The sequence below is a fragment of the Alsobacter sp. SYSU BS001988 genome, from assembly GCF_054796215.1.
On record NZ_JBTAMK010000015.1, the window covers coordinates 74,515 to 86,252 of the forward strand.

Here is an 11,738-nt window from a genome sequence, read left to right on the forward strand (position 1 = left end):
CCATGACACAGGGGCGATCAGGCCCGATGGCCGAGGGGGCCAGAGCGGATGGCGCGCCAGGAACCCTTGTCGCGCTTCCCGTGGCGCAGCATCACCCGATCCGCCTGTACCTGGTGGTGTGGGGCTGGCTGTTCATCTTGAGCACGGGCTCGTATCTCATCGATTATTTCGGCCTGACGGGCTATCTGCGTTGGTCGCTGATCCTGCTGTTCATGATCGCCAAAGCCGGGCTGATCGTCGCCATCTTCATGCATTTGGCTTGGGAGCGCCTGGCCTTGATCCTTGCGATTCTGCTGCCCCTCGCCGCTGTGCTCATCTTCCTGGCGATGATGACGCTTGAGGCGGACTACACGCATCTGAACCGCGCCATCTTTGTTGGCGCAGGCGGCTAGGCGTCGTTGTCGAACGGCGACCGCGATCGGTCATCGCAGAAGAACGCCAGCGATGGCCCTGGACCCATCGGTCGCGTTCCGGTCCCGTGTGACGGCCGCCACAGCGATCCGAAGGTCCGGCGCGGATCAAGCCGTATAGAGATAGACCATGAAAACCAGAACCACTGCGCCAATCGTCGCAACCTGAACGGCGCGGACGAAAAGTCGATAGGTGTGTTCGTGCTCGTCCAGGTCGGTGTTGGTTTCCGGTGGCTCGGGTCGAATTTCCGGTGTGAGGGACATTTTTCAATACCCCTATCGGATGCACGAGGCCCCCTTGGCGACATTATACACGGCTTCCAGCGCGCTCGCGCATATTGCGCGGGAGCGAGCGATCGACCCCGGCCGGCCCGATCACCGCCAAGCGACGCCCCCTGCGGCGCGCCTGCCGGGGAGTCGTCCCGCACCAATGGCCGTGCGCCCGAGCGAGCCGATTGAAGTCCGGCGCCTGCGACAGGCTGGAGGAGAGCGAGGTTCGGGTGGTCTTGCATCCGCCGAAAACGGGCAAGAGCTGAACCAGATCGTCGGTCGGCACCGGTTGGCCTCGCGTCTGCAAGATCCGCTTCGCGGCTTCGGCCTGCGTCACCCGCAGGGCCAGATCGATCGCCGAAGCAGCGGCCGCCCCGGTGCGGGAGCCCGGGTCATCCGCCTCCGCCCTGCGGATCGCGTCCTCCAGGGCCAGCAGCGTCCGAAAATCGGCGTCCCGTCCGGCGCGTCTTAGGGCGGCGACGATCCCGCAACGGCCTCGAACAGCGCCGTGATTTCGGCGCAGGCCTTGGCGTCAGAGGGGGTGAATTCTACGACGCCGAGCCCGATGGACGACGCGCGCGGATAACTTTTGCGGTTGACCAAAGGGGCGGGGAGATAAGTGAGGCCGGGCTGCGCACGGATGATGGCGGCGGCCCCTTCATTGTCCGCCCCCTGCGCGTCCGCCCGATTCAGGAACGCCAAGGCGTTCAGGCCGGGATTGACGGCGCGGGCCTCCTCGATCGCGTCGGCGGCGCGCTGCAAGGTCCAGACATCGAACGAGCGCGGCCCGAAGGGCAGCAGACAGACATCCGCCAAGGCGAGCGCGCCGCGCTCGCTGGCCTGGTTTCCCCCGCCAAGGTCGATGACGATCCGGTCGTATTTGGGGGCCAGGCGGCGCAGCTCCGTCGCCAGCGCCCGGCCGGTCAGCGACACGCAGGTGTAGCCCGCGCCCTGGGGCAAGGTCTGGTTGCGCATGAGGGTGAAGTCGGTCGCGGTGCCCTGCTCGTCGGCGTCGACGAGCAGCACGTCCGCCCCCTGCAGGGCGGTCATCACCGCCAGGTTGGTGGCCACCGTGGATTTGCCGGTTCCCCCTTTGGCGCCGCCTACGACCGTGATCACCGCCCCGCCCCGTGCTGCCTGCCTGAAGCGTAGCACAGCTTGCGCCTGCAAGGCGGACGATGGAGCGGTTCGCCGCCCCGGCGGCGACCGCCGGCCAGGCGAGCGAGCCGATCGCGCCGCCGGCGACCGCCGCTTCCGACGGGGGATGCTGACGAAACGCGCCGCCGGTGCGCCCGCCGGCGACCGCCCCCTTCACGGCAGGTCGCATCCTGCTAAGCTCTGTTCCCTCTTTGGGAGGGCTGACCACTCTGGACCATGTCGTCCAGGCATGTGGCTTCGACGAGGGCGACCGGCCCAGGTACCTGCCGGATCGGCCGGGCGAGAGGCGGTACCGGACGGAGAGCGTCGTGGGACACGAGCAGGCGCGCAGGGAATTCCTCAAACTGGGCACGACGGGACTGGCCGTGGCGGGCGTCGCCACGGCGGCGAGCGTGGCCCTGACGGCGGAGAAGGCCGCGGCGCAGGCGGTGCCGACCAGCCTGCTGCGGACCGTCCTCGATCGCGGCAAGCTGATCGTGGGCACCGGCAGCACGAATGCGCCCTGGCACTTTGAGAACGAGAAGGGCGAACTCGTCGGCATGGACATCACCATGGGGCGGATCCTGGCCAAGGGTCTGTTCGACGACGCGACCAAGGTCGAGTTCGTGCGGGAAGACCCCGCCCAGCGCATCCCCAACATCACCACCGGCAAGGTCGACATCGTCATCCAGTTCATGACGGTGACGCCGCAGCGGGCCCAGCTCGTGGCCTTCACCCGGCCCTATTACGTCGAGGGCATCGCGCTGCTCACCAGGCCTGACGCCGCCAATAAGAGCTTCGACCAGCTGCTGGCCGGCGGCGCGGCGACGCGCGTCTCGATCCTGCAGAACGTCGATGCGGAAAACTCCGTGCGCCAGGCCCTGCCGCAGGCCCAGGTCATGCAGATCGACACCCAGGCCAACGTCATCCAGGCGCTGGAATCGAAGCGGGCCGATGCGGCGGCGGTGGACCTGTCGACGGTGCGCTGGATGGTGGCCAAGAACCCGACCCGCTACGCCGACAGCGGCAAGAAATGGTTCTCGATGCTCTACGCCGCCGCCCTGCGCCAGGGCGATCCCGACTGGCTGAACTTCGTCAACACGACCTTCAACGTCGCCATGTTCGGCCACCAGAACGAGCTCTACGACGCCGCCTTCAAGGAGTATTTCGGCCTCGACGCCCCCACCCGGACGCCGGGCTTCCCCGCGATCTGACGGAGCCGGCCGGCGCCTCGGCGCGCCGGCCCATCGCGCGCGGCCCATGGGCTATCACCTCAACTTCACGCTGATCTGGCGGCATTTCGACCGGCTGTGGGGCGGCCTCGTGCTCAGCCTCGAACTGGCCGTGGGCGCGATCCTGATCGGCGTCGTCATCGGGCTCGCCCTCGCGGTCGTCCACGTCTCGGGCGGCCGCTGGGTCCGCGCAGCGATCGGGGCTTATGTGGAGTTCATCCGCAACGTGCCGCTGATCCTGCTCGTCTATCTCGTCTTCTATGGGCTGCCCACGGTGGTGGACATCGTCTACAGCCCGACGATCTCCTTCGTCGCCACGCTGGCGCTCTACGCCGGCGCCTATCTGGTGGAGGTGTTCCGCTCGGGCCTGGAGGCGGTGCCGCGCGGGCTCATCGACGCCGGCAAGGCGATCGGCCTCACGCCCTGGCAGCGGCTCGTCCATGTCCGGCTGCCGACGATGCTGCGCATCACGCTGCCGGCCTTGTCCAACACCTTCGTGTCGCTGTTCAAGGACACGTCGGTGGCCTCCGTCATCGCCGTTCCCGAACTGACCTACGGCGCGCAGTGGATCAACTTCAACACGTTTCGGATCGTCGAGGTCTATCTGGTCGTGACCGGCATGTACCTCGTCGCGGGCTACGCCATCCTGCTGCTGCTGCGGCTGGTTGAGCGTCGCTATGCGGTGGGGCGTTGAGATGATCCAGGCGATCGTCTACGCCCTGCCCTTCCTGATGCAGGGGCTCGCCACCACCCTTATCGTGTCGGGGCTGGTGGTCGCGCTGTCGCTCGTCGTGGGTGGCCTGATGGGGCTCGGCCTCGTCTACGGCCCTCCTCCCTTGCGCTGGCTGGTGCGCGGCTTCAGCGACGTCGTGCGTGGCATTCCCATCCTGGTGCTGATCTTCTTCGTTTATTATGGCCTGCCCATCACCGGCGTGAACCTGCCGCCCTTCACGGCGGCCGTCCTCGCCCTGACGGTGTTCAAGGTGGCGCAGGTGATCGAGAATGTGCGCGGGGCCATCGGCTCCATTCCGCGGGGCCAGACCGACGCCGGGAAGGCCATCGGGCTGACCTTCTGGCAGCGGTTTGGATCCGTCATCGCCCCCCAGGCGCTGCGCCGGTTCCTGCCGCCCTGGATCAACGGCGTGACCGACGCCGTGAAGGGGACGGCGCTGGTCTCCCTCCTCGGCGTCACCGACCTGATGCACGCCATGCAGCAGGTGATCGGCCGCACCTATGAGCCGCTACCGCTCTATGTGCTGGGCGCGCTGATCTATTTCCTGATCAACTACACCCTGTCGGCCGCGAGCCGCCGGCTGGAGAAGCGCTACGCCTATGTCCGGGAGTGAGCCAGGGATGACCGTCGAGGACCGCGCGCCTGGGGCGCCCCTGTTGCGGATCACCGGCCTGCACAAATCCTACGGCGGCGCCGAGGTGCTCAAGGGCGTCGACCTGGACGTCGCCCGCGGCGAGGTGGTGACCGTCATCGGCCCTTCGGGAAGCGGCAAGACGACGCTGCTGCGCTGCGTCAATTTTCTCGAGACCTATCAGCAGGGCTCGATCCGCATCGACGACGAGGAGGTCGGCTACCGCGACGCGGCGACCCGCAAGCCCCGCTCGGAGACGGAGCTGGCGCGCATCCGGGCCGAGACCGGGATGGTGTTTCAGTCCTTCAACCTGTTCCCGCACCTCACCGCGGCCGAGAACGTCATGCTGGGCCTGGTCAAGGTGCGCCGCAAGCCCAAGGCCGAGGCCCGCGCCCTCGCCGCTCACTGGTTGGGCCGGGTCGGCCTCGCCGACAAGCTCGACCGGCTGCCCGCCGAGCTCTCGGGCGGACAGCAGCAGCGCGTCGGCATCGCCCGGGCTGTGGCGATGGACCCCAAGATCCTCCTCCTCGACGAGATCACCTCGGCGCTCGATCCCGAGCTGGTCGGCGAGGTGCTCGACGTCGTGCTGCAACTCGCCCGCGAGGGCATGACCATGCTCGTCGTCACCCATGAGATCGCCTTCGCACGCGACGTCAGCCACCGCATCGTGTTCATGGCGGAAGGATTGGTGGCCGACGCCGGCGCGCCGGCGGCGCTGTTTGCGCCCGACCACCCGAACGACAGGCTGCGCGCCTTCCTCGCCCGGTTCGGCGCGCGGCGTTGACAGGCGCGACGGGCCCAGGCCCGCTCAGCCCCAGGCCCCGCGGCGACGGCGGCGTGACGATCGCGGCGCGCGCCGCCATCGCCCGGAGCCGCGATCAGGACAACAGGAGCAGACCATGGCCGATCCCCTTCCCCCGCGCGGGCGCGACATCCGCCGCGAGCTCGGCCTGCGGCCGATCATCAACGTCTCCGGCACCATGACGGCGCTGGGGGCGTCCATCATGGTCCCGGAGGCCATTGCGGCGATGGCCGCCATCGCGCCGGAATTCGTCGAGATCGACCAGCTCCAGCGCCAGGCCAGCCAGGTGGTCGCGCGCCTGACCGGCGCCGAGGCGGGGTTCATCACGGCGAGCTGCGCCAGCGGCATCGCCATGGCGGTGGCGGGGGCGATCACGGGCGACGATCTGCTCGCCGTGGAACGCCTGCCGGACGCGCCGGGGCCGCGCCGCGAGGTGCTGATCCAGGTCGGGCACATGGTCAGCTACGGCGCGCCGGTCGACCAGTCGATCCGGCTGGCCGGGGGCGAGGTGGCGCCCGTCGGCACGGTCAGCGTGGCGCTGCGCTATCACCTGGAGAACGCCATCAGCGAGCGCACCGCGGCGGCGGTCTATGTGGTCTCGCATCACACCGTCCAGTACGGAATGATCGGCCTGGCGGAGTTTTGCGCCGTGTGCCGCGCCCGCGGCGTTCCGGTGATCGTCGACGCGGCCTCCGAATATGATCTGAAAGGCTTCCTGGCGGCGGGCGCCGACGTGGCGATCTATAGCGGCCACAAATTTTTGGGCGGCCCGACGAGCGGCGTCGTCGCCGGCCGCAAGGACCTGGTGCGGGCGGCCTATCTGCAGAACCGCGGCATCGGCCGCGGCATGAAGGTGGGCAAGGAGAGCGTCGCCGGCGTCATGGCGGCGCTCGAGGCCTGGGAGGGGCGCGACCACGCCGGCGTGCGCGCCCGCGAACGGGCGGCGCTGGATCTGTGGGCGGGCGCGCTGGCGCCCCTGCCCGGCGTCGTGGCGGAGCTCGCCCCCGATCCGACCGGCAACCCGCTCGATCGGTTGCGGGTCCAGGTGGCGCCGGAGAGCGGCTTTTCGGCCGCGGGGCTGGCGGCGGCGCTGGCGGCCGGGGATCCGCCGGTGATCGTGCGCGACCACGAGGCCGAGCGCGGGCATGTCCTCCTCGATCCCTGCAACCTGCACGCCGGCGAGGCGGAGATCGTGGCGCGCCGGCTGGTCGAGACGATCCGCGGCTCGAATGCGGGGCGGTTCGAAACCGGAGACCGCAACGCCGGCGTGGCGCGGCTCCTGCGCTGGCCGGATTGAGCGCCGGATCGCCGCCGTCGGCTGCATCTGCGCCACCGCCACTGCAAGAGTCACGGCCTGAAAGCCTTGGCTTGGACGCCGAAAGGGACGAAGACGCACCGCGGCCCCGGGGGAGGTGGCGACCAGCGCTTCCCACGGAACCCGGAAACAGGCCTGGCGCGAGCAGGCCCGCGGCCCCACGGGCCTTGCGACCACGGCCGCTGCCGCGATGGGCGCAAGGTTGCGACGATGCAATAGCAGCCGGACAATACAGCGTTTACCTGCCGCTGCTCGCACGAACACGCTATGGTCGTCCGCCGCCGACGCAAGTTGGATAATTCAGTAGCCCGGCGGCGCTACGCATAAATGTTTATAAATCGGCCTTTATGAGGCGAGGCGGCCTTCGCTTGCGGGAGTAGACCGGCGGCCCTGTCGTCCCCCGCCGCTCCGGCTCGGTGGCCGAGCCCATGGGACCGCGCCTCGGTCCGAAGGTCGATCGCTGCGCCGTGCATCTCGCGCAGGCGGGCCATCTCGGGGCCACATCGGCACGCGACCGGGCGGCGCGGCGCTGTGGTTTATCCTCCGTTTAACCCTCGACGTCCCTCAGCCCCCCGTCCGGTCTAATTTTCAACCCAGCAAAGCGAGGATATCGTGCCGTCGTCAGCCATTTCGCATTAACTGTAGCTCTCGTCGGCGACGCCGAGCCAGAATAGCGGCAGTTCGACACTTCTCCGAAACGGACTCCCACCCGGATCAGGAGGTCTTGATGGTCTCCAAAGCCTTCGGATCGATGGGGCCGTCCCCCTGTCTGTGGCCAGGAGCATGCCTGACGAACGTCGAGGCGGGGCAGGTCGTCTTCGCGCAGGGGGACCACGCTGATGGCGTGTTCCACCTGCGGGTCGGCAAGGTGAAACTCACCACGCTTTCGCAGCAGGGCAAAGAAGCCATCGTCGCCCTTCTCGGCCCCGGCGACTTCTTCGGCGAGGCCTGTCTGGCCGGCCAACGCACCCGGACCACCACCGCCACAGCGATGGTCGCCGCCGCCGTCTCTCACTTCGATCAAGCCGCCGTCCTGCGGCTGGCCCATGACGACGCGGAGTTCGCCAAGACCTTCATCGCGTTTCTGCTCACGCGCAATCTCCGCCTGGAAGCGGATCTGATCGATCAGCTGTTCAATTCGTGCGAGAAGCGCCTGGCGCGCCTGCTGCTGCTTCTCGCCAATTTCGGGACGGACGAAACCCTGCAGCCCAAGCTTCCGAAAATCAGCCAGGAGACGCTGGCGGAGATGATCGGGACGACCCGACCGCGCGTGAACGTCTTGATGAATAAATTCCGGCGTCTCGGCTTGATCGCTTACGACGGAACGATCGAAGTGCGTCCTTCGCTGCTGCAGGCCGTGCTGTCGGATCAGGACGCACCGGCCCGCCGCCCCCCGCGGGCCAACCTTGCAGGCGAAACGGACTTCGGCTTGGGCTAGCGCCAAGGCGTCGCGGTAAGGTCGGCGAATCGCGCCTGCACGCCCACGAGAGCTTTTTGGGGCCGCACCCACCAAAAAAAAGACGCTTGGTGTTTCATTTTGGACAGGCCTGGCCGTCCGGCACGGCGAAAAATGGTCGACCTTCTCAGCTGCGAGGTTCGCCATGACCACCATCAGCGGCAATCTGACGATCGACGAAGCCGTCATCAATCACGGCGCCAACCAGAACGACGTCGACTATGCGACCTGGGCCAGCGCGCATAGCACGCTCGTCGGCCAGCTCGGAACCCACACGCTGGCGACCCAAACCGGCTTTCCCCAGGTGGCTGAACGCGACGACATGATCGATTTCAGCACGGCCAGCGGTCTCGCGCTGTCCATCACCGGCGGGGGCGTCACGGACTTCACCGATCTGGCGGGCCATGCGATCACGCTGACGGCCGATTCGAGCAACCCGAACATCATCCTCGGGGTCGGCTCGGACAATCAGGTCTCCTTCGCCGTCATCCTGGACGTGGTCGACAATGGGGCGACGATCGCCAGCGCCAAGGTGTATGTCGTTCAGTACGAAGCCCTGTACAACAAGGTCGCGGGCCAGATCGACAGTCTCGATACACTGAGCCTCGCTGGCCTGATCTCCCTCGACATCACCACGACGACGTTTGAATCGCATTTCGAGCCTCTGAATTTCGCCGCGATCCCGTCGGGCAGTCCGCAGGAGACGCTGACGGTGCCGACGACCAGCCCCACCGACAATCACAGCATCACGTTCAATGGTCTGGTCTTCCCGACGGGCGCCGTCGCCGATCCGACGAGCGTTGCGATCAATCCTGGGACGAATGACGACCTCAATCCGGACGCGATCGGCTTTGGGGTGAAAGGCGGCCAGGCGTCGCAAATGAACCAGAACGAAGGGTTCTTCGCGCAGGATTCGACCTGGGCGACGACCGGGGCCGAGATCAACGGCCTGCGCTTCGACATCCAGGGCGTGGGCGGCGTCAAGAAGGTGAATGTCGAGTACTGGCTGGTCGACGAAGGGGCGGTGGTGGCTCACGACGTCCAGAGCGTCAACCTACCGTCCGGGAATAACGTCTACGACAATTTCACCATCCAATCAGCGACGAGCTTCGATCAGGTCTATGTCCGTTTCTACTACGATGACAAGATCGACACGTCCGGGGTGCGCATCGAGAATTTCGAGACGCTGGTCACCAGCCAGACGGAGGTCTCCACGACGACGCACGAGGATCTCGGCACGCATGTGATCTTCCAAGACGATGGGCCGACGATCGGCGCGCAAAGCGACAGCCAAGTGGATTTCCATGCGGGGGCGTTCGTCTACACCGCCCTGACCAATGTGTCGCCCGGGGTCGACGGGACGGGGGAAGTCTATCTCACCACTTTGCCCAACGGCTGGACCTATGACGCGAACCCGAACGACCCCACTCCGACCCTCCACAACTCCGCCACCGACAGCACCGGAACCTTCAACATCGCCGTGGACAATGACAGCTACACCTTCACGGTCCTGAAGGATCCCGTGCTCACCTTCCAGCCTCTCGATTTCTCCGCGATCCCGTCCGGGAGCCCTCAGGAGACGCTGACGGTGCCGACGACCAGCCCCACCGACAATCACAGCATCACGTTCAATGGGCTGATCTTCCCGACGGGCGCCGTCGCCGATCCGACGAGCGTTGCGATCAATCCTGGGACGAATGACGACCTCAATCCGGACGCGATCGGCTTTGGGGTGAAAGGCGGCCAGGCGTCGCAACTGAACCAGAACGAAGGGTTTTTCGCGCAGGATTCGACCTGGGCGACGACCGGGGCCGAGATCAACGGCCTGCGCTTCGACATCCAGGGCGTGGGCGGCGTCAAGAAGGTGAATGTCGAGTACTGGCTGGTCGACGAAGGGGCGGTGGTGGCTCACGACGTCGAGAGCGTCAACCTACCGTCGGGCAATAACGTCTACGACAATTTCACGATCCACTCGGACACCAGCTTCGATCAGGTCTATGTCCGCTTCTACTTCGATGACAAGATCGACACATCCGGCGTTCGGATCGAGAATTTCGAAACGCAGGTTCCTAATCCAGTGCCCGACCAGCAGTTCACCTTCGGCGTCAATATGGTCGATGGCGACCTCGACCCCGCGGTGGGAACGAGTTTCAAGGTGAGCGTGGACGGCAATCACGACGGCACGATTTTGCTTTGACGGCGAGGCCGGCCCCTCACGGGGCCGGCCTCCCCGGCCAAAGGTCGGAGCGTTTTCGATCGGTCGTTCGCCTCGTCCTGCGCCCGACCCGATCCCAACCGCCCTGCCCTAGCGCCGTGGGCCCTTTGCGCCAGCAGGCCCGTCCAGGCAGGCGCTTGGCAGGGGGCGTACTGAAGGCGGCGGGGCCGAGTCCGTGCCCAGCGCACCGGCGCGGCGGGTCATTTGAGCCAAATACCCCCGAAATTCTTCGATCGCATTCACCCCTCCTTTCACCAGCGCTGTTAAGCGTTGGGGCGAAGCGGGGGGCCAAACGATGTTTTCCATCATCGAATATGAAGTCAAAGGCGCCGACATCGTCGGGCGGCGGCTGCTGCCGATGGTCGCGCAGAGCCGCGCCGCGGCGCAGATCGAACTGCGCCGCTATCTCAACCTGTTTCGCCGACGCGGGACGCTCGACGGGTCGACCTGGTGGGCGGAGACGGCGACGCAGCGGGTGTATCTGCGCATCGAGCCCGTGTCGGCGCCCGCGGGCGCTCAGGCGCTGGCCGCGTAGCGGCGGATCGGGGCCTTCGCCGACCGGTCTGTCACACGCGAGGCAGCGCAGCCGGTGGTCTGGCGCCGCGAGGCGGAGCGGTCCCGGCTCAGGCCGACGGCCCCTTCGACGCCGGCTTTTTGCGACCGGCGTGCGCCGGCCTGGGCGGAACTGGCCGGTTGGCGAACCACCAATGCGGCCGCCCCTGATAGCGGATATTCACGAAGGCGGCGGACTGCGACAGGCTGGACGAGACGGAGTTCATGGAGGTCGGCACGCCGGCCGCCCTCAGCCGGCGGATGATGTCACGGGTGCCCAGCGGGCCATGCTGGTCCAGCAATGTCCGGACGGCCAGCCGGAGGCCCGGCGACCGGTGTTCCTTGCGGGCGTCGGGCTGCGGCTCTTCGACGGCCTGGATGGCCTCCTCCAGCGCGACATAGATCCGAAAGTCCGCGACGTCGCGCAGCATCCTCTCGCGCAGTTCGTCGCGCAACGCACGCAGCACGGTCAACGGATCTTTCGGTCCCGCCGGCTCTGGGTTCGCGTTCTGAAGCAGCGCTTCGGCATCGCTTTTGTCGTTGGACTGCATCTCTCCGCCCGATCAGTGGAAACTGTTTAGCGAAATCTTACACGGATTTTGCAAACTCCAGAACCGGAACCGCTTCGCAATCCGCAGTGATTGGAAGATGTGCTTAATCTTGAGAATTTTACTCAAATACTTGGAAGAAATGGCGCCCTTGAGCGGCCGCGCTGACGGCAGACTTCTTGCAAGCACGGGTCCGGGACAGCTGATTGTTCCAGAATGAGGCGACGCAGGGGCCCCGATGCCAGAATTTGACATGCCAGAGTTCGACAGGGTGAGCGATGAGGCGCTGATGCTTGGGGTGGTGAAGGCTCTCGCCGAAGCGCACCGGCGCGGCCTCACCGAGGTCAGCGCCGCCGGGAATGCGCCGTCAAAGCCCCTCGAGCGCGCCGACGCCGGGCCGGCGGCCGGTCCCGCGCAGGAGGGCATGTTGCACTGAG

Annotated in this window: 13 protein-coding genes; 10 read left to right on the forward strand and 3 right to left on the reverse strand. The window is 66.8% G+C overall.

The features are described from left to right. Nucleotides 1–26: 26 nt before the first annotated feature. Nucleotides 27–392, forward strand: a complete 366-nt coding sequence (locus tag ACYVO7_RS21120; protein WP_460451760.1) for a cytochrome C oxidase subunit IV family protein — start codon at nt 27–29, stop codon at nt 390–392. 126 nt (nt 393–518) lie between these two features. Here ACYVO7_RS21120 and ACYVO7_RS21125 read toward each other — a convergent pair whose 3' ends face one another. Beyond that, nucleotides 519–674 carry an aa3-type cytochrome c oxidase subunit IV gene (locus ACYVO7_RS21125; RefSeq protein ID WP_460451761.1) on the reverse strand — a complete coding sequence of 52 codons (156 nt, stop codon included), beginning with the start codon at nt 672–674 and terminating at the stop codon, nt 519–521. A 474-nt stretch (nt 675–1,148) separates the two neighbouring features. Further along, nucleotides 1,149–1,799, reverse strand: coding sequence for an AAA family ATPase (locus tag ACYVO7_RS21130; protein WP_460451762.1), 651 nt, complete (start codon nt 1,797–1,799; stop codon nt 1,149–1,151). Nucleotides 1,800–2,203: 404 nt separating this feature from the next. Here ACYVO7_RS21130 and ACYVO7_RS21135 point away from each other — a divergent pair, with 404 nt between their 5' ends. The 8 genes from ACYVO7_RS21135 (at nt 2,204) to ACYVO7_RS21170 (ending at nt 10,736) form a co-directional block, all read left to right on the forward strand. Further along, nucleotides 2,204–3,031 (forward strand): transporter substrate-binding domain-containing protein, encoded by an 828-nt coding sequence (locus ACYVO7_RS21135; protein WP_460451802.1) that lies wholly within the window; start codon nt 2,204–2,206, stop codon nt 3,029–3,031. Between the two features lie 46 nt (nt 3,032–3,077). Continuing rightward, on the forward strand, nt 3,078–3,743 hold the full coding sequence (locus ACYVO7_RS21140) for an amino acid ABC transporter permease (protein WP_460451763.1): 666 nt from the start codon (nt 3,078–3,080) through the stop codon (nt 3,741–3,743). A gap of 1 nt (nt 3,744) precedes the next feature. Then, complete coding sequence (locus ACYVO7_RS21145; protein WP_460451764.1) at nt 3,745–4,395, forward strand: amino acid ABC transporter permease; 651 nt, start codon at nt 3,745–3,747, stop codon at nt 4,393–4,395. 7 nt (nt 4,396–4,402) lie between these two features. Then, nucleotides 4,403–5,197 carry an amino acid ABC transporter ATP-binding protein gene (locus ACYVO7_RS21150; RefSeq protein WP_460451765.1) on the forward strand — a complete coding sequence of 265 codons (795 nt, stop codon included), beginning with the start codon at nt 4,403–4,405 and terminating at the stop codon, nt 5,195–5,197. 115 nt (nt 5,198–5,312) lie between these two features. Further along, nucleotides 5,313–6,512, forward strand: a complete 1,200-nt coding sequence (locus tag ACYVO7_RS21155; RefSeq protein ID WP_460451766.1) for an aminotransferase class V-fold PLP-dependent enzyme — start codon at nt 5,313–5,315, stop codon at nt 6,510–6,512. 745 nt (nt 6,513–7,257) lie between these two features. Further along, nucleotides 7,258–7,968 carry a Crp/Fnr family transcriptional regulator gene (locus ACYVO7_RS21160; RefSeq protein WP_460451767.1) on the forward strand — a complete coding sequence of 237 codons (711 nt, stop codon included), beginning with the start codon at nt 7,258–7,260 and terminating at the stop codon, nt 7,966–7,968. Between the two features lie 163 nt (nt 7,969–8,131). Beyond that, nucleotides 8,132–10,183, forward strand: coding sequence for a hypothetical protein (locus tag ACYVO7_RS21165; RefSeq protein ID WP_460451768.1), 2,052 nt, complete (start codon nt 8,132–8,134; stop codon nt 10,181–10,183). Nucleotides 10,184–10,496: 313 nt separating this feature from the next. Continuing rightward, nucleotides 10,497–10,736, forward strand: a complete 240-nt coding sequence (locus ACYVO7_RS21170; RefSeq protein WP_460451769.1) for a hypothetical protein — start codon at nt 10,497–10,499, stop codon at nt 10,734–10,736. Nucleotides 10,737–10,824: 88 nt separating this feature from the next. On the opposite strand, the gene ACYVO7_RS21175 is transcribed toward ACYVO7_RS21170, so the two are convergent. Then, nucleotides 10,825–11,304: a hypothetical protein gene (locus ACYVO7_RS21175; protein WP_460451770.1), complete on the reverse strand. Its 480-nt coding sequence runs from the start codon at nt 11,302–11,304 to the stop codon at nt 10,825–10,827. Between the two features lie 250 nt (nt 11,305–11,554). Here ACYVO7_RS21175 and ACYVO7_RS21180 point away from each other — a divergent pair, with 250 nt between their 5' ends. Further along, nucleotides 11,555–11,737 carry a hypothetical protein gene (locus ACYVO7_RS21180; protein WP_460451771.1) on the forward strand — a complete coding sequence of 61 codons (183 nt, stop codon included), beginning with the start codon at nt 11,555–11,557 and terminating at the stop codon, nt 11,735–11,737. The last annotated feature ends 1 nt before the right edge of the window (nt 11,738 follow it).